The organism is Sphingomonas tagetis, assembly GCF_024211275.1.
Taxonomy (GTDB): domain Bacteria; phylum Pseudomonadota; class Alphaproteobacteria; order Sphingomonadales; family Sphingomonadaceae; genus Sphingomonas; species Sphingomonas tagetis.
Genome location: NZ_JAMLDX010000002.1, coordinates 44,453 through 60,732 on the forward strand (window position 1 = coordinate 44,453; position 16,280 = coordinate 60,732).

Genomic DNA, 16,280 nt, shown 5'->3' on the forward strand with positions numbered 1-16,280 from the left:
ATCTCTCCCCGGTTGAACGAACCGCATTTGCCGTTAGGAACCGCACGGCACAAGCCGGAGACGATGCGCGATGACCAAGTCCATGCACCCGCGCTCCCGCAAGGTCCGCGTCCTCGCCACGCTCGGCCCGGCGAGCAACACGCCCGAGATGATCGCCGCGCTCCACGCCGCCGGCGCCGATGCCTTCCGCATCAACATGAGCCATGGCGATCAGGCGTCGAAGATCCCGGTCATCCAAGCAATCCGCGCGCTCGAAAAGACCACCGGCCGCCCCAGCACGATCCTCGCCGACCTTCAGGGACCGAAACTCCGCGTCGGTAAGTTCGCCGGGGGCAAGGTGCAGCTCGAGACCGGCGCCACCTTCCGCCTCGACCGCGACACGGCGCCCGGCGACGCGACCCGCGTCGAGCTGCCCCACCGCGAGATTTTCGAGGCGGTGGCGGAAGGCGCGCGACTGCTGCTCGACGACGGCAAGATGGTGCTGCGCGTCACCCGCTATGGCATGGACTGGATCGAGACGCGCGTCGAGGTCGGCGGCACGCTCTCCAACTCGAAGGGGCTCAACGTCCCCGACATGGTGCTCCCGCTCGCCGCGCTGACCGACAAGGACCGCAGCGACCTCGCCTTCGCGGTCGAGCAGAAGGTCGACTGGATCGCCCTGTCCTTCGTCCAGCGCCCCGAGGATCTCGCCGAAGCGCGCCGGCTGATCGGCGGCGGCGCGGCATTGCTCGCCAAGATCGAGAAGCCGAGCGCCGTCACCCGGCTCGAAGAGATCATGGAAGCGTGCGACGGCGTGATGGTCGCGCGCGGCGACCTCGGCGTCGAACTGCCGCCGCAGAACGTGCCCCCGCTGCAGAAGCGAATCGTCGAGACCGCGCGCCGCATGGGCCGCCCGGTGATCGTCGCGACGCAGATGCTCGAATCGATGATCAGTTCGCCCTCGCCAACCCGCGCTGAGGTGTCGGACGTCGCCACCGCGGTCTATGACGGCGCCGACGCGATCATGCTCTCGGCCGAAAGCGCGGCGGGCGACTGGCCGGTCGAATCGGTCACGATGATGAACGACATCGCCGATTCGGTCGAACGCGACCCCGCGCATGGCGACCGCGTCCACTTCACCGTCACCAAGCCCGATCCGACCACCGCCGACGCGCTCGCCGAAGCGGCCAAGTCGATCGCCGCGACGGTCTCGGCGGTCGCGATCATCTGCTTCACCATGTCCGGCTCGACCGCGCGCCGCATCGCCCGCGAGCGCCCGGCGGTGCCGATCCTGGTGCTGACGCCCAAGACCGAGACCGCGCGCCGCATGGGCATCCTGTGGGGCACGCACGCGGTCCATACGCGCGATGTCGACTCGTTCGAGGAGATGGTCGCCAAGGCCAAGCGCATGGCGCTGCGCCACGGCATCGCCAAGGCCGGCGACCGCGTCATCGTCTGCGCCGGTGTCCCCTTCGGCACGCCCGGCTCGACCAACGTCCTCCACGTCGTCCGCATCCTCGGCGACGAGCTCAAGGGCCGGGCCTAGACGCAACGCAGGCGGAACGATTACGCTCGCTCGTGCATTTTAACGCCGACGACTCTCGATGGAGGAAGTGATGCGTAAGCTTGTAGCCCTGGCGCTGGCGGGATTGGTCCTGTCGGCCTGCAATACGATCGAAGGCGTCGGTAAGGACGTGAAGTCGGCGGGTGAAACCGTCGCCGACACCGCCGACGGCGCCAAATAAGTTCCTATTCCCCGGCGGCGGCTTCGGCCGCCGCGTCCTTGTCACGCCGCCGCCGCGTGAACCAGATCGCCACCAGCGACAGGAAATAAAGCCCGCACAAGGGTCCTGCGAGCAGCAGCTGCGAGCCGATATCCGGAGGCGTCAGCACCGCCGCGACCGCGAACGCCGCGACCACCGCATAGCGCCACGCCCCCTTCAACTGTTCATAGGTCACGACGCCCGCCCGCTCCAGCAGCATCAGCAGCACCGGCAGCAGGAACGAGATGCCGAAGGCGAACAGGAACTGCATCACGAAATCGAGATAATTGCCGACCGCGGGCAACGCTTCCTGCTTCACCCCGCCGCCAAGATCGCCCTCGAGCCCCAGCAGAAATTTGAGCGCCACCGGGATCGCGAAGAAATACGCCAACGCGCAGCCCATCGTAAACAGCACCGGCGTCGCCAGCAGGAATGGCAGCAACGCCCGCTTTTCCTTGCGGTACAGGCCCGGCGCGACGAACTGCCACAGCTGGTTGGCGATCACCGGGAACGAGACCATCATCGCCGCGAAGAAGGCGACCTTGATCTGCACCATGAAGGCTTCGAAGATCTGCGTGAAGATCAGCCGGTCCTGCCCCGCCGCCGCCAGCGGGTGAACCAGGAAACCGAAGATCGGCTTGGCGAAGTAGAAGGCGACCGCGAAGGTCAGCACCAACGACACCACGCAATAGAACAGCCGCCGCCGCAACTCGATCAGGTGATCGAGCAACGGCGCTTCGGTGCCGTCGAGTTCGTCGTCGCTCACGATGCCGCCTTCTTAGCGCGCGGCTTGCGCTTCGGCTTGGGCGCCGGCTCGACATCGCCGCCGGGCTTCAACGCCGGCGGTTCGGTCATCACCGGCGGCATGTCCTCCGGTTCGACCATCGCCGGCTCGGCGCCTTCGGGACTGGGGTCATAGACCGGCGCAGGCAGCGACTTCTCGGGCGGATAGTCGCGCATGATCCGCGCATTTTCTTCCGCCCATTTCTTTTCCATCTCGGCCAGTTCGGCCTCGCGCACCATATTGTCGAAACCGCTGCGGAACTGGCGCGCGACGCCACGCGCCTTGCCGACCCAATGGCCGACGAAGCGCATCGCTTTGGGCAGATCTTTCGGCCCGATCACCAGCAGCGCGACGATCGCCACCACCAGAAATTCGGGCGCATTGAAATCGAGCATCTATCGTGCGGCCCGGTCAGCCGCGGCGCGGGGCCGCGGCGCGAAACTTACTGCTTGTCCGCCGGGCGCGCTTCGGTCTGCGCTTGCGGCTGCGGATCGGCGACTCGCTTGGCTTCGATCTCGGCGGGCTTGGCGGCCGTCTCTTCCTCTTCCGCCATGCCCTTCTTGAACTGCTTGATGCCCTTGGCGACGTCACCCATCATGTTCGAGAAGCGGCTGCCCCCGAACAGAAGGATTACGAGAACACCGACGATCAGCCAGTGCATCAGACTCATGCTACCCATCGGAACTCTCCGTTGATTCCGCGCTCATCTAGTCGTCTTCGTGCGCACTTTCCATGACTTCCTCACCAGAATGCGCCGCCTCGAACGCCAAATCGACGGGGTCGAGCAGCCCGGCGGCCCGCAGATCGTCGATACCGGGCAAGTCGCGGCGGCTGGCGAGGCCGAAATGGGTGAGGAATTCGCCCGTCGTCGCGAACGTCAGCGGCCGTCCCGGCACCTCGCGACGGCCTGCGGGGCGGATCCAGCCAGCCTCCATCAGCACGTCGAGCGTACCCTTGCTGATCTGCACCCCGCGGATCGATTCGATCTCGGCGCGAGTCACCGGCTCGTGATAGGCGATGATCGCCAGCGTCTCGATCCCGGCGCGGCTGAGCTTGCGGCTGTCCTCGCGGTCGCGGCGCAGGAAATTGGCGAGGTCGGCAGCGGTCTGGAAATGCCAGCGCCCGCCGCGCTCGACCAGTTCGATCCCGCGCCCGGCATAATGTTCGGCCAGCGCCTCCAGCGCCGCCGGGACATCGGCCTCCGCACCGACATAGGCGCGGAGATCGGCGAGCGTCAGCGGCTGGTCCGCCGCGAATAATACCGCCTCGACCGCGCGCATCGTTTCGTCGGGCAGCGTCATGCCTCGGCAGCCTTGAGGTAGAGCGGCGCGAACGCCGATTTCTGGCGAAGCTCGACCCGTCCCTGCCGCGCGAGCTCGAGCGCGGCGACGAAGGACGAGGCCAGCGCCGACCTGCGGTACAGCCCCTCGGCCTCGACCGGCAGGAAGCTCTCGATCGTCGACCAGTCGATCCGCTCGCCGACCAGCGCCGAAACCCGCGAAATCGCGTCCTCCAGCGTCATCACCGGCCGCACGGCGACGATGTGCATCACCGGGCGCGTGCGCGCGCTGATCTGGCCATAGGCGGCGATCAGATCGTAGATCTCCGCCGCGTAGCGCGACTTGCGCACCACCCGCAGCCCCTCGGGCGCCCCGCGCGGGAAGACGTCGCGGCCCATCCGGTCGCGCGCCACCAGCCGCGCCCCGGCGTCACGCATCGCGTTCAATCGTTCGAGGCGCAGCTGGAGCCGCAGCGCCAGTTCCTCGGGACTCGGCTCGATCTCCGGATCGCGCGGCAGTAACAGCGCCGATTTGAGATAGGCGAGCCACGCCGCCATCACGAGATAGTCGGCGGCGACCTCGAGCTTCAGCTCGCGCGCTTCGTTCACATAGGTGAGATACTGGTCGACCAGTTGCAGGATCGAGAGCTGGCGCAGATCGACCTTCTGGTTGCGCGCGAGCGCCAGCAACAGATCGAGCGGCCCTTCCCAGCCGTCGATATCGATCGTGAGGGTTTCGCTGTCGGCGGTCATGAAACAGCCGTCACCCGGGTCTTGTGCCGGGGTCCATCAAGCCGCCCTCGATGCCGCATCGCCTCCATCGGCACAGCTTGCGGCACGGTGGACGCCGGCACAAGGCCGGGGTGACGAAATTGGATCAGACGAGAGCCAGCAGCTCGTCGCGCTTGGCGATCAGTGCGGTCATCTCGCCGGGTTCAGGCCTGATGCTGGCCATCGCCCGTTCGAGCCGTGCCAGCGTCTGCGGCGGCGCATCGCCCAGCCGTCCGGCGATATCCTCCATCTCCGGCATCCTCGCCCAGCAGTCGAGCGCGACGTCGCAGCCCGCCGCGACCGCCGCCGCCGCCTTCTCGCCGGCGCTGCCCGACAGCGCCTTCATGTCGATATCGTCGGTCATCAGCAGCCCGTCGAAACCGATGCGGCCGCGGATCACCTCCGAAATCACCGCCGGCGAGAGCGTGGCGGGGTTCTCAGCATCCCACGCCTTGAACACGACATGGCAGGTCATCCCCATCGGCGCATCGCTGAGCGTCCGGAACGGCTCGATATCGCGCTCCAGCTCGGCATCCGACGCGGCGACCACAGGCAATTCGTAATGGCTGTCGACCACGCCGCGGCCATGGCCGGGCATGTGCTTGATCACGCCGACAACCCCGCCTTTGGCCAGCCCGTCGAGCATCACCCGGCCAAGCGCGGCGACCCGCATCGGGTCGCTGCCGAAGGTACGCTCGCCCACCGCGGCCGTCGTCTCGGGCTGGCGCACGTCGAGCAAAGGCGCGCAGTTCACGTTGACGCCGACGTCGGCCAGCATCAGCGCCAGCGCCTGCGCATTCGCGCGCACCGCCTCGATCGCCGAGGACGGCGCTAGATCGTAGAGCTTGTCGAAGGCGGGGCCTGCCGGAAATGGGGGCCATTCGGGCGGCTTCATCCGCGCGACGCGGCCGCCCTCCTGATCGATCAGGATCGGCAGATCATCGCGGCCGGACAGCTCACGCAGACTGTCGGTGAGCGCGCGCATCTGGCCGCGGTCGACGCAATTGCGACCGAACAGGATATAGCCGAGCGGGTCCGCCTCGCGGAAGAAATCGCGTTCGTCGGGCGTGAGAACCGGGCCGGACAGGCCGAAGATGACGGGCTTCATGCCCCCCGTCTAACGATCCCGCCGGACCCCGGAAAGACCTAGCTGGCCGCCAGGAAGCACGCCTCGCCCGCCGCCTTGAGCTTTCCGCACAGCTCGCGCGCCTGGCCGTTGCTGCCGGCGTTGACGCGCAGGCGATAGACGGTCTTGCTGTTGACGTCCGCCTTCTCGATCGATTTGCCGAGCGGCGCGACATAGTTGAAGCGCTTCGACAGCCGCGCCCAGGCGGTGTTCGCTTCCGCCTCATTGGGGAAGGCGCCGAGCTGGATCACCGAGCTGTTCGCCGAGGCGCCCGGCGATTTCTGCGCGGGCGCGGTCGCGCGGTCGATCGCCGACGGCACCGCCGCGGTGACGCGGCTGGCGCCCGTGACGGGCTTCTGAGCGGCCTTGGGCGCGGCCTTGCCGGACACCGGCGTTTCCGGCGTCGCGCCGACATCGACCGAGCCGTTGGTGGTTGCGCCCTCGCTGGCGGCGAACACGGTGTCGCCCGCGCCATCGACCTTCATCCCGCCGGGATCGTCCGGCTTGACCTTGTAATCGCCTTCCTGCGCATTGATCAGCGCGCCGGTGCCCTGACCGCCGCTGCCGCGCTGAAGCAGCCACCAGCCGCCGAGCACCGCCGCGAGGATCGCCAGCCCAAGCGCGACCAGCGCCACGGCGCGCAACGGCGAGGGACGCTCCTCATAATCCTCGTCCGCCGTCTCCAGCCAGGGCAGCCGGTCCTCGCCGATATCTTCGTCCGCTGTCGCTTCCGCCGTCATCAGTTCAGCTCCTGAACCGCCTCCACGCCCATGATGGCGAGGCCGTTGCGGATAACCTGCCCGATCGCGTCGGCGAGGAAAAGCCGTGCGCAGGTGGCCGGGATATTGTCGGGCAGCAGGAAGCGGCGCGACGGATCGTCGTTGCCCATGTTCCACAGCGCATGAAATTCCGCTGCCAAGTCATAGAGATAAAAGGCGATCCGATGCGGCTCGCGCGCCGCCGCGGCGCCCTCGACGGTGCGCGGATATTGCGCCGCGAGCTTGACCAGCGCCAGTTCGCGTGTGTCGAGCTGGGACAGGTCGGGCGTGCCGCATGCGATGTTCGCCTCGGCCGCGCGGCGGTGGAGCGACGCGACTCGGGCATGGGCGTACTGGACGTAGAAGACGGGGTTGTCCTTCGACGCCTCGACCACCTTGGCGAAGTCGAAGTCCATCTGGGCATCGGCCTTGCGGGTCAGCATGGTGAAGCGCACGACATCCCTGCCGACTTCATTCACGACATCAGCAAGCGTCACGAAGTTACCGGAACGCTTGGACATTTTGACCGGTTCGCCCGCCCGCAACAGGCGCACCATCTGCACCAGCTTGACGTCGAAGCGAGTCTTGCCGCCGGTCAGCGCGGCGACCGCGGCGGTGATCCGCTTGACCGTGCCGGCATGGTCGGCGCCCCAGATGTCGATCAGCTGGTCGGCGGCTTGCGCCTTCTGGAAGTGATAGGCCATGTCGGCGCCGAAATAGGTCCATTGCCCGTTCGACTTCTTGATCGGGCGGTCCTGATCGTCGCCGAACTTGCTCGAGCGGAACAGCGGCAGCTCGACCGGCTCCCAATCGTCGGGCAGCTCGCCCTTGGGCGCTTCGAGCACGCCGTCATAGACCAGGTCGTGCTCGCGCAGCCAGGCTTCGGCGATTTCCGGCTTGCCCGCCGCCTGCAGCTCCGCCTCGGACGAGAACAGGTCGTGATGGATGCCGAGCAGGGCGAGATCGGTCTTGATCATGACCAGCATGTCGGCGACCGCTTCCTTGCGGAACAGCGCGAGCCAGTCGCGCTCGGGCTTGTCGACGAAGGCATCGCCATGCTCGCGCGCGAGCCGCTCGCCGACGGGCTTGAGATAGTCGCCCGGGTAGAGCCCCTCGGGAATCTCGCCGATGTCGTGCCCGAGCGCCTCGCGGTAGCGCAGATGCGCCGAGCGGGCGAGGACGTCGACCTGCCCCCCTGCGTCGTTGACATAATATTCGCGCACGACCTTGTTTCCGACCGCCTCAAGCAGGGTGGCGAGCGCGTCGCCGACCACCGCGCCGCGGCAATGGCCCATATGCATCGGGCCGGTCGGGTTGGCCGAGACATATTCGACATTGACGGTGACGCCCGCACCGCCGTCGGTGCGGCCATAGTCGCCGGCGGCAAGGTTGATCGCCTGAAGCTCGTCGCGCCAGGTGTCGTCGGTCAGTGTCAGGTTGATGAAGCCGGGGCCGGCGACCGAGACCGAGGCGACCTCGTCGAGCTTTTCCAGCTCGGCGGCGATCTTCTCGGCCAGCGCGCGCGGGTTGGTGCCGGCGGGCTTGGCCAGCACCATCGCGGCGTTGGTGGCGAGGTCGCCATGCGTCACGTCACGCGGCGGCTCGACCGTGACCGCGCGTCGCTCCAGCCCCGCAGGCAGGTCGCCCGCGGCGACCAGCGCATCGAGCGCGGCATTCAGATGAGCGGCGAAACGGAGGTAGAGCGTCATTTCACGGTCCGATGGTTGGCGAAGCGCGCGCCTCTAGCGCACCCGCGCGCTCACGTCACGCGGTGACGCGTCGCCGCCGGGCGGTGATCGTGCCGTGGATCGCCACGATGGCAAGGCCGGTCCAGATCAGCGCAAAGCAGATCGCATGCGCCGCCGTCATCGCCTCACCGAAGAAGGTGATCGCCGAGATGAAGCCCATGGTCGGCGCGATATATTGCAGCAGCCCCAGCGTCGAATAGGGCAGCCGCCGCGCCGCGCCCGCGAACAGCAGCAGCGGCGTGGCGGTGATCACGCCAGATGCGATCAGCGTCGCCGTCACGCCCGGCTCGGCTCCGAACGACAGCCCCGCCGCGCCTGACAGCCAAACGAGATAGATCGCGGCGAACGGGGTGAGGATCGCCGTCTCGATCGCCAGTCCTTCGAGCGCGCCGACCGGGGCGACCTTTCGCACCAGCCCGTAGAAGCCGAAACTGAAGGCAAGCGCGAGGCTGATCCAGATGCCCTGCCCCGCGCCATAGGCGAGCACGGCGACGCCGGCCACCGCCAGCGCCACCGCGACCATCTGCGGCCAGCCGAGCCGTTCGCGCAACAGCACGACGCCGAGCAGCACGTTGACCAGCGGATTGAGGAAATAGCCGAGGCTCGATTCGAGCACGTGATGATGCTGGATCGCCCAGATGAACACCAGCCAGTTGATCGAGATCAGCGCGGAACTCGCCGCCAGCAGCGCCATCGCGCGCCGGCTGCGCAACGCCGCGATCAGGGCCGGCGCGCGGCGCAGCGCGAGCGTCACAACCGCGAGCAGCCCGAGCGACCACAGCACGCGCATCGCTACGACCTCGCCCGCGTCGACGCCGGACAGCAGCCAGAAGAACAGCGGCAGCACGCCCCACAGGGCATAGGCGCCGAGTCCCTGGATCAGCCCGGTGCGGTCGAGACGCTCGGGCGCTGCGGGGGGATCGGCGCGGGCCATGCCGGGCAAATAGGGTCGATGCTGCGGCGCAACAAGGTAAGCCGCCTATCGCGCCGCGAAGCAAAGCTGTCGCCGATGAAACTTCCGCTCAGTCGCCGGTGAGAATGCGATCCACCAGCTGCTTCACGCTCGGCACGAACCCGTTGGAATAGAAGGGATCGCGCTTGAAATTATAGGCGGCATGGCCCGCGAACATCAGATTCTGGTCGGTGTCGCCGCCATGCGCGATGTCCTGCAGCGTCTTCTGAATGCAGAAGCTGCGCGGATCGACGAGGCGCCCGGTCGAATTGGTCTCGGTATCCGCCCAGGACGAGAAGGAGCATTGGCTGAGGCAACCCATGCAGTCGGCCTGGTCCTTGCGGATGATCTGCTTTTCGTCGGTGGTGACGAAGACCAGCGTATTGTCGGGCGTCTTGAGCGCATCGGTGAAGCCCAATCCGACCCATTCGCGCGCGCGCAGCAGGTCGTTGCGGGTCACCCAGAAATTACGCCCCTTCACCCCGACATCGAGCTGGAAGGTGTGATCCCCGGCATGCTCGGTCGAATAGGCGATCTGCCGCTCCGACCGCGCCTCGAGATTGCGCAGGAACGGATTGAGCACCGCCGAGGAATAGAAGCCGGTGGGCGAGAAGCGGTGCAGCAACACGTCGCCCTCTTCGATCTCCATCAGCTTGGATTTCCAGCCCTCGGGAATTGGCGATTCCTGCGTCAGCAGCGGGCGCGTGCCGAACTGGAAGGCGATCGTGCCAAGCTCGGGATTGTCGATCCAGTCGTTCCAGTCGCGCAGATACCAGACGCCGCCGGCCATCACGATCGGCACGTCGTCGCTGATGCCGCCCTCGCGCATCACGTCGCGCAGCTCTTTCACGCGCGGATATGGGTCCTGCGGCGCGCGCGGATCCTCGGCGTTTGACAGGCCGTTATGCCCGCCGGCGAGCCAGGGGTCTTCATAGACCACCGCCGCGAGCCATTCCGACGCCTTGGAATAAGCCCGCTTCCACAAAGCGCGGAAGGCGCGGCCGGAGCTGACGATCGGGAGATAGTTGACGCCGTAGGAGGCGGCGATCTCGCTGAGCTTGTAGGGCATGCCCGCGCCGCAGGTGACGCCCGCGACCATGCCGCGGGTCCGCTCCAGCACGCCGTGCAGCACGCGCTGCGCCCCGCCCATTTCCCACAGCACGTTGATGTTGATCGCGCCCTTGCCGCCGGCGATCTCGAACGCGCGCTTGACCTGCTCGACCGCGCCCTCGATCGCATAGGCGATCAGCTCCTCGTGCCGCTCACGCCGGGTCAGCGCCTTGTAGACCTGGGGGATGATCTTGCCCTCGGCGTCATAGCTGTCGGCATTGACCGCGCTGACCGTGCCGATGCCGCCCGCCGCCGCCCAGGCGCCGGCCGAGGCGTGGTTGGTGGCCGCGACACCCTTGCCGCCCTCCACGATCGGCCAGACTTCCTGACCGTTGTAGATGATCGGCGTGAGACCCTTGAACAACATATCCTCCGAAAAAATCGCGCGGACACTAGCCGCGTTCGCCATTGTTAGCGAGGGGATTCAGCCGAGCGCGCCCGGGCGTCCGGCTGCCTCCGAATAAAGCGCGGCATAGCTCGCAATCATTGCAGCCTCGTCGAACAACGCACGGGCGCGCGCCTGGTTCGCCTTGCCGACATGGCGGCGGAAATCGGGATAGCCGGCGAGCCGCTCGATCTGGTCGCGCAACTGCACCGCGTCACGCCCCTGCGTAATGAAATCCGCATTCTCCGGCGCAACCATCTGCGCGACATCGCCGACCGGGACCGACGCGATGGGCAGTCCCGCCGCCATCGCCTCCATCACCGCGATCGGCTGCTGCTCGCTGCGCGATGACAGCCCGAAAATGTCGAACAGGCCCATGTAACGGTGCGGATCGGCGGCGAAGCCGGGCAGGAACACGGTCTTCTCCATCCCCATATTCTCGACCGTATCGACGATCGCCTGCCGTTCCGGCCCCTCGCCGACGATCACCAGCTGCGCCTTGGTCTTCATGCCGCCCATCGCGCGGACCAGCATGGGCAGGTCCTTGACCTCGCGCAGCCCGGCAAGCGTGCCGACCACGACATGGCCGGGCAGGTGCCGGTAGCCGGGCAGAGCGCGCGGATCGGGCTTTTTGCCATAGCGCTTAGTGTCGATGCCGTTGGAGATGCGGTGGACTCGGTCCCGCGGCTGCTTCCATACGCCTAGCGCGATGCGTTCGAGCACGTGCGACGGCACCACCAGCGCATGCGCCACGGGCAGCGCGAGCCGGCGGTACACGTTGCGCACCGGATTGAGCCGCACCGCCTCATCGGCGTTGAAGCCGTCCTCGTGATGGATCAGCGGCGGCATGTTCTTGGAAAAAACGCGCCGCGCCATCACCCCGTCGATCGCCCCCCAATTGTACGTGAGAACGAGGTCGAACCGCGCCATGAACTTCGCGATTGCCTCATAGCGCGCGACAGTGGGCTTGCCGGTCAGCGGCGGCGGATTCTGCGCGATCTCGTAGCGGATGCCCGGCGCGATCGCCGCGCGGGCGCCGAGCGCATCGGGAACGCCCGAGACGATGACATGCTTCGCGCGGTCGCCGAACGCGTTCATCAGCCGGACGGCGCGCGCTTCCTTGCCGCCCAGATCGAAGCTGGAATGGAGGTGCAGGATGTTGAGCGGTGCGGCCATGACGCGGGCGAATAGCCGGACTTGGCCGCGCTTTACAACGCGGCCCGCACCGTCAGATCAGTTGCCGCCGATCTTGTTGTAGAACTCGACCACCTGATTGTTCTGCGCATTGACCGCGTTCCAGTCAGGGCCGGCCGAAATCACCACCACCCATTGCGGCATGTCGCAGCGCACGACCGTCGTTGTCGCGCTGCCCGGACGCACCATCCACGTGCTCAGCGTGTCGCCGCCGCTGGTCATGTCGAGCGTCAGCGCGACCGACTTGCCGCGCTCCTTGCACACTTCGGTCGAATGGTTGCGCAGCGCGCCCTTGGTCGCGATGTGCGTGGTCACCTGCGCCGACGCATTGCCCGCCGCCGCCAGCGCGGCGACTGCCGCGATTCCCATCGAATACTTCATGACTTCCCCCTCATCCGATCGTGGACAGCAACTTGTCGATCGCGGCGACAGCTTCGCATTCATTGAGCGTCGGCGCATGCCCCGTGCGGGGGATGACGGCGAGGTCGCTCCCTTTGACCCGCTTGCCCATTTCGGCAGCGGTGGCGGCGGACAGGATGTCAGAGCGCTCGCCGCGCACCACCAGCAGCGGCTTGCCCTTGAGCGCATCGAACGCGCGCCACATGTCCGGCCCCGCCTCGTTGCCGGGCACGCGGAACGGCTCGGCGATCTTCATGTCGTAATCGAGCACGATGCGGCCGGCGCTGTTGAGGCGGTAGAGCCGCTTGGCCATGTCGAGCCACTGCTCGGTGCCGTAATCGGGATAGACCTCGGCATTGCTTTCCGCGACCGCGCGCGCCGCGTGCATCCAGGTCGGGTGCCAGTTGGCCTTACCGACATAGGTCCGGATGCGCCCCAGCCCTGCCGCGTCGATCTCCGGCCCGACATCGTTGAGCACCGCGCCCGCGATCCGCTCGGGATGAGTCGAGGCCATCAGCATCGTCAATATGCCGCCGAGCGAGGTGCCCACCGCGACGAAGCTATCGAGCTTCAGTTCGCCGACCAGCGCCTCCAGATCCTGGAGATAGGTCAGCGGCACATAGCTCATCGGATCCTTGGCATAGGCGCTCTCGCCGCGCCCGCGCAGATCGACCGCGATCACCCGCCGCTCACCCGCCATCCGCGCCGCCAGCGCCTCGTAATCGCGCGCGTTGCGGGTCAGGCCCGGGATGCACAGCAAGGGCGGCTTGGCCGGATCGCCGGGATAGTCACGATAATGAAGGCGCAGCCCGTCGGGCGACCACCAATAGCCATCGGCATAATCGGGCAGGTTGCGCGCAGTCGCCATCACCCCCCATATCGCCGCATGGCCGATTTCCCGCAAGCGCCGAGCTACCGTCCCGATCCGGCGCTGTTGAAGCTCGGCGACGCATTCTACGACGAGGTCAGCGCGGCGGACTTCCCGCAGACCGTGCTGCGCTTCCGCAACGATCGCGCCGCGGCGGAGGCTGGGCTGGACACGCTCGACGACGACGCCTGGCTGCGTCATTTTGGCCGGTTCGAGCCGTTGCCCGGCAACCTGCCGCAGCCGCTCGCGATGCGGTATCACGGCCACCAGTTCCGCGTGTACAATCCGGAGATCGGGGACGGGCGGGGCTTTTCCTTCGCGCAGATGCGGCGGGCCGACGGGGCATTGCTCGAACTCGGCACCAAAGGCTCGGGCCAGACGCCGTGGAGCCGCTTCGGCGACGGGCGGCTCACGCTCAAGGGCGGCGTGCGCGAGGTGCTGGCGAGCGAGATGCTGGAAGCGCTGGGGGTCACGACCTCGCGCAGCTTTTCGCTGATCGAGACCGGCGAAGCGCTCCAGCGCAACGACGAGCCCTCCCCGACCCGCTCGGCGGTGCTGGTGCGGATGAGCCTCGGCCATATCCGCATCGGCACGTTCCAGCGGCTCGCCTATCATCGCGATGCCGACAATATGCGGCGGCTGGTCGATTACTGCCTCACCGAAATGTACGGCGTAACGCCGGGCGATCAGCCGGCGGCGCAACTGCTCGGGCTGGTGGTCGAGCGCACCGCCACGCTCGCCGCGCAATATATGGCCGCGGGCTTCGTCCATGGCGTGCTCAACACCGACAATATCAACGTGATGGGCGAGAGCTTCGACTATGGCCCCTGGCGGTTCGCGCCGACGTTCGAGCCCGGCTTCACCGCAGCCTATTTCGACCATGCCGGGCTTTACGCCTATGCCCGCCAGCCCGAGGCGATCATGTGGAACGCAGCGCAACTCGCGGTGTCGCTGCGGCTGCTGAGCGAGGCGCCGCCGCTGATCGAGCGGCTGGAGACGTTCGAGGCGCGGTTCAGACAGGCCTATGCCGCGCCGCTGCTGCGCCGCCTCGGCCTGACCGGCGACGATCCCGAGGCAGCCTGGCGGCTCAAGGACGCGATCGAGGACGCGTTGCTCGCGACCCAATGGCCGATCGACCGGTTCTTCTTCGACGCTTTTGGCGGCACGCTACCGTCCGGCTACGGCACGGAATGGGACGCGGTGCGCGCCACGCTGGGCGAATTCGAACCCGTCACCATCGGCCGCTCCCACCGCTATTTCGAAGGTGGCGAACCCTGCTCGATGCTGATCGACGAGGTCGAGGATATCTGGTCAGCGATCGACCGGCATGACGACTGGTCGCCGTTCCACGCCAAGGTCGCGGCGATCCGGCGGTTGGGTGAGGCACTCGACGCGGGCAAGCGCTAGAAACGCTTGACGAAATGATGCTAGAGCAGCCGCATATGGCGGGGGCCGCAACCGAAAGTCCTTAGAAGAACGAATGCCCGGATCGGAAATCATCTCGACCGAGCCCGCCACCGGCGCGGTGCTGTGGCGTCAGGCGATCGGCGATGTCGATGCCGAGGTGGCGAAGGCGCGTGAAAGCTGGGCGGAATGGGCGGCGCGTCCCTTCGCCTATCGCGTCGAGGCGCTGCGCCGCTACGCCAATGTCGTGCGGCAGAAATCCGACGCCTTCGCCGACCTGATCGCGCGCGAGACCGGCAAGCCGATCTGGGAAGCGCGGACCGAGGTCGAGACGGTGATCGCCAAGGTCGACCTCTCCGTCACCGCCTTTTCCGAGCGCACCGGCCAGCGCCGGATCGACGCGCCGATGAACACGCGGCTGGCGCTGCGGCACAAGCCGCATGGCGTGCTGGCGGTGCTGGGACCGTATAATTTCCCGGCGCACCTTCCCAACGGACACATCGTTCCGGCACTGCTCGCGGGCAATGCCGTGGTGTTCAAGCCGTCGGAAAAGACGCCCGCATCGGGCGCGTTCCTGGTCGAATGCCTGCACGCCGCGGGCGTGCCCGAAGGTTGTGTCCGCCTGCTGATCGGCGGCCCGGACGAGGGCAAGGCGCTGGCCGGGCATGACGGCATCGACGGGCTGCTCTTCACCGGCTCGGCGCGCACCGGCATCGCGCTCAACCGCGCCTTCGCCTCGAAGCCCGAAAAGATCCTCGCGCTGGAGATGGGCGGGAACAACCCGATCCTCGTCTGGTCGACCCCCGACATCTATTCCGCCGCGGTGCTGGTGGTGCAATCGGCCTTCACCAGCGCCGGCCAGCGCTGCACGGCGGCGCGGCGGCTGATCGTCGATGAGACGCTGTACGAACCGCTGATCGGCGAGGTGAACAAGCTGATCGGTCGCCTCATCATTGGCGAGCCGCATGCCGATCCGCAGCCCTTCATGGGGCCGGTGATCGACAACGACACCGCCGACCTACTGACCGAGAGCTTTCTCGAACTGTCCTTCCTCGGCGGCCGTGCGCTGCGCCATATCGAACGGCCGATCGAGGGCCGTCCGTTCGTTACCCCGGCGATGATCGACATGACCGACGCACGCGAGCGGCCCGATGTCGAGCTGTTCGGTCCGATCCTGCAGGTGATCCGCGCCAAGACCTTCGAGGACGCGATCGCCGAGGCGAACAACACCCGCTACGGCCTGTCGGCGAGCCTCGTCAGCCAGGATCCCAAGCTCTACGATCAGTTCTGGGCGAATATCCGCGCCGGCATCGTCAACTGGAACCGGCCGACCAACGGCGCCAGCTCGTCGGCGCCGTTCGGCGGGATCGGCTGGTCGGGCAATCATCGCCCGAGTGCCTTCTACGCCGCCGATTATTGCGCATATCCGGTGGTATCGAGCGAGGCCGATCAGGCGCGCGCATCGATCGGCGTCGGCATCCGCGACGGCTGACCGCATTTTCTTGCGCAATGCGACAAGCCGCGGAACCGGGCGGCGTCGCGCGAATTATGCGGGCCGTGACCCACATACCTCCGACCAAACCTCCGTCCCGTGCTCATAAACTCGCTCAGGAAGCCCGCAACTGCCTGTCGATCGCGGTCGGGCAGAAGGACAGCGACTTCGCCGCCGACCTGATCGACGAGGCGATTCGCCTCGCCGCACGCGCGCGCGAACTGGCGGCATAGTTTCGCTAGCGACGGCCCAAGCAAGCATCGGTTGC

General features: G+C 67.2%; 18 protein-coding genes. 5 read left to right on the top strand and 13 right to left on the bottom strand.

From position 1 onward, the window contains the following. Positions 1 to 70 precede the first annotated feature (70 nt). Together pyk and M9978_RS02885 are read left to right on the top strand one after the other, a co-directional pair. Positions 71 to 1,525, top strand: a complete 1,455-nt coding sequence (gene pyk / locus M9978_RS02880; protein ID WP_254291356.1) for a pyruvate kinase — start codon at positions 71 to 73, stop codon at positions 1,523 to 1,525. 70 nt (positions 1,526 to 1,595) lie between these two features. Then, positions 1,596 to 1,724 carry an entericidin A/B family lipoprotein gene (locus tag M9978_RS02885; protein WP_254291357.1) on the top strand — a complete coding sequence of 43 codons (129 nt, stop codon included), beginning with the start codon at positions 1,596 to 1,598 and terminating at the stop codon, positions 1,722 to 1,724. A 4-nt stretch (positions 1,725 to 1,728) separates the two neighbouring features. Here M9978_RS02885 and tatC read toward each other — a convergent pair whose 3' ends face one another. The 13 genes from tatC to M9978_RS02950 all read right to left on the bottom strand — a co-directional run bounded on the left by tatC (position 1,729) and on the right by M9978_RS02950 (position 13,098). Continuing rightward, entirely contained in the window at positions 1,729 to 2,511 is a 783-nt protein-coding gene (gene tatC, locus M9978_RS02890; RefSeq protein WP_436977164.1) for a twin-arginine translocase subunit TatC, read from the bottom strand. Further along, positions 2,505 to 2,921 (bottom strand): Sec-independent protein translocase protein TatB, encoded by a 417-nt coding sequence (gene tatB, locus M9978_RS02895; protein ID WP_254291359.1) that lies wholly within the window; start codon positions 2,919 to 2,921, stop codon positions 2,505 to 2,507. Before tatB ends, tatC begins: the two co-directional genes overlap by 7 nt. Positions 2,922 to 2,968: 47 nt before the next feature. Next, the gene (locus M9978_RS02900) at positions 2,969 to 3,205 is read right to left on the bottom strand and encodes a twin-arginine translocase TatA/TatE family subunit (RefSeq protein ID WP_254291360.1); all 237 of its coding nucleotides are present in this window, start codon (positions 3,203 to 3,205) and stop codon (positions 2,969 to 2,971) included. A 28-nt stretch (positions 3,206 to 3,233) separates the two neighbouring features. Beyond that, a complete protein-coding gene (scpB, locus tag M9978_RS02905) occupies positions 3,234 to 3,827 on the bottom strand; it encodes an SMC-Scp complex subunit ScpB (protein WP_254291361.1) in 594 nt (197 codons plus the stop codon). Beyond that, the gene (locus tag M9978_RS02910; protein ID WP_254291362.1) at positions 3,824 to 4,558 is read right to left on the bottom strand and encodes a segregation and condensation protein A; all 735 of its coding nucleotides are present in this window, start codon (positions 4,556 to 4,558) and stop codon (positions 3,824 to 3,826) included. The genes scpB and M9978_RS02910 overlap by 4 nt, the downstream gene beginning before the upstream one ends. Before the next feature lie 124 nt (positions 4,559 to 4,682). After that, positions 4,683 to 5,684 carry a glycoside hydrolase family 3 N-terminal domain-containing protein gene (locus M9978_RS02915; RefSeq protein WP_254291363.1) on the bottom strand — a complete coding sequence of 334 codons (1,002 nt, stop codon included), beginning with the start codon at positions 5,682 to 5,684 and terminating at the stop codon, positions 4,683 to 4,685. 38 nt (positions 5,685 to 5,722) lie between these two features. After that, positions 5,723 to 6,442 (bottom strand): SPOR domain-containing protein, encoded by a 720-nt coding sequence (locus tag M9978_RS02920; RefSeq protein ID WP_254291364.1) that lies wholly within the window; start codon positions 6,440 to 6,442, stop codon positions 5,723 to 5,725. Then, the gene (gene argS / locus M9978_RS02925) at positions 6,442 to 8,169 is read right to left on the bottom strand and encodes an arginine--tRNA ligase (protein ID WP_254291365.1); all 1,728 of its coding nucleotides are present in this window, start codon (positions 8,167 to 8,169) and stop codon (positions 6,442 to 6,444) included. Before argS ends, M9978_RS02920 begins: the two co-directional genes overlap by 1 nt. 55 nt (positions 8,170 to 8,224) lie before the next feature. Continuing rightward, complete coding sequence (rarD, locus tag M9978_RS02930; protein WP_254291366.1) at positions 8,225 to 9,142, bottom strand: EamA family transporter RarD; 918 nt, start codon at positions 9,140 to 9,142, stop codon at positions 8,225 to 8,227. An 88-nt stretch (positions 9,143 to 9,230) separates the two neighbouring features. Next, complete coding sequence (locus M9978_RS02935) at positions 9,231 to 10,634, bottom strand: NAD(P)H-dependent flavin oxidoreductase (RefSeq protein ID WP_254291367.1); 1,404 nt, start codon at positions 10,632 to 10,634, stop codon at positions 9,231 to 9,233. Positions 10,635 to 10,694: 60 nt separating this feature from the next. Next, positions 10,695 to 11,831, bottom strand: coding sequence for a glycosyltransferase (locus M9978_RS02940; protein ID WP_254291368.1), 1,137 nt, complete (start codon positions 11,829 to 11,831; stop codon positions 10,695 to 10,697). Positions 11,832 to 11,888: 57 nt separating this feature from the next. Then, positions 11,889 to 12,230: a hypothetical protein gene (locus M9978_RS02945; RefSeq protein ID WP_254291369.1), complete on the bottom strand. Its 342-nt coding sequence runs from the start codon at positions 12,228 to 12,230 to the stop codon at positions 11,889 to 11,891. A gap of 10 nt (positions 12,231 to 12,240) precedes the next feature. Then, positions 12,241 to 13,098 carry an alpha/beta fold hydrolase gene (locus tag M9978_RS02950; protein WP_254291799.1) on the bottom strand — a complete coding sequence of 286 codons (858 nt, stop codon included), beginning with the start codon at positions 13,096 to 13,098 and terminating at the stop codon, positions 12,241 to 12,243. Between the two features lie 36 nt (positions 13,099 to 13,134). Here M9978_RS02950 and M9978_RS02955 point away from each other — a divergent pair, with 36 nt between their 5' ends. The 3 genes from M9978_RS02955 to M9978_RS02965 all read left to right on the top strand — a co-directional run bounded on the left by M9978_RS02955 (position 13,135) and on the right by M9978_RS02965 (position 16,245). After that, positions 13,135 to 14,523: a protein adenylyltransferase SelO family protein gene (locus M9978_RS02955; RefSeq protein WP_254291370.1), complete on the top strand. Its 1,389-nt coding sequence runs from the start codon at positions 13,135 to 13,137 to the stop codon at positions 14,521 to 14,523. Between the two features lie 73 nt (positions 14,524 to 14,596). Next, complete coding sequence (gene astD, locus M9978_RS02960; RefSeq protein WP_254291371.1) at positions 14,597 to 16,012, top strand: succinylglutamate-semialdehyde dehydrogenase; 1,416 nt, start codon at positions 14,597 to 14,599, stop codon at positions 16,010 to 16,012. Between the two features lie 56 nt (positions 16,013 to 16,068). Further along, complete coding sequence (locus M9978_RS02965) at positions 16,069 to 16,245, top strand: hypothetical protein (protein WP_254291372.1); 177 nt, start codon at positions 16,069 to 16,071, stop codon at positions 16,243 to 16,245. Positions 16,246 to 16,280: the final 35 nt, after the last annotated feature.